Source organism: Sulfitobacter sp. HI0027 (assembly GCF_001634775.1).
GTDB lineage: Bacteria > Pseudomonadota > Alphaproteobacteria > Rhodobacterales > Rhodobacteraceae > Sulfitobacter.
Genome location: NZ_LWER01000283.1, coordinates 1 through 371, shown reverse-complemented (window position 1 = coordinate 371; position 371 = coordinate 1). Strand labels below are relative to the sequence as shown.

At 62.3% G+C, this 371-nt stretch carries 1 pseudogene; it reads left to right on the top strand.

Annotated elements, in window-relative coordinates:
- Positions 1 to 123 precede the first annotated feature (123 nt).
- Positions 124 to 371: pseudogene (locus tag A3722_RS15625) on the top strand (TolC family protein); the annotation flags it as partial.

Sequence of the window (371 nt, the reverse complement as noted above, 5' to 3'; positions counted from 1 at the left end):
CGCCGAAGAGCAACCCTTTGCAGGCTACCGTCGTCGCGGCGTGGTGGAGCCGCTCGATTGGCGACGATTGAACGCTGAACAGGCACCTATGCAAGGGATGGATATGCAGGGGATGAACCACTGATGCGTTGGAAATTGAAAACCGCCGCAGTCATTACACCACTGATCTTGGGCGCCTGCACGGCAACGGACCTGCCGGTGAGTTTCTCGGCCCGTGATGCTGGCTTTGCCACTGTTGAAGCGCGCACCTCCAAGGCCATCGGCAAGCGCACCGTCTGGGCGCAGTCGCAGGCCGAGACCGTCGCCGCCTCCAAACAGGTCCGCGCCATGGTGCAGGGCAAGACGATCAGTGCCGAAACCGCGGTGCAGGT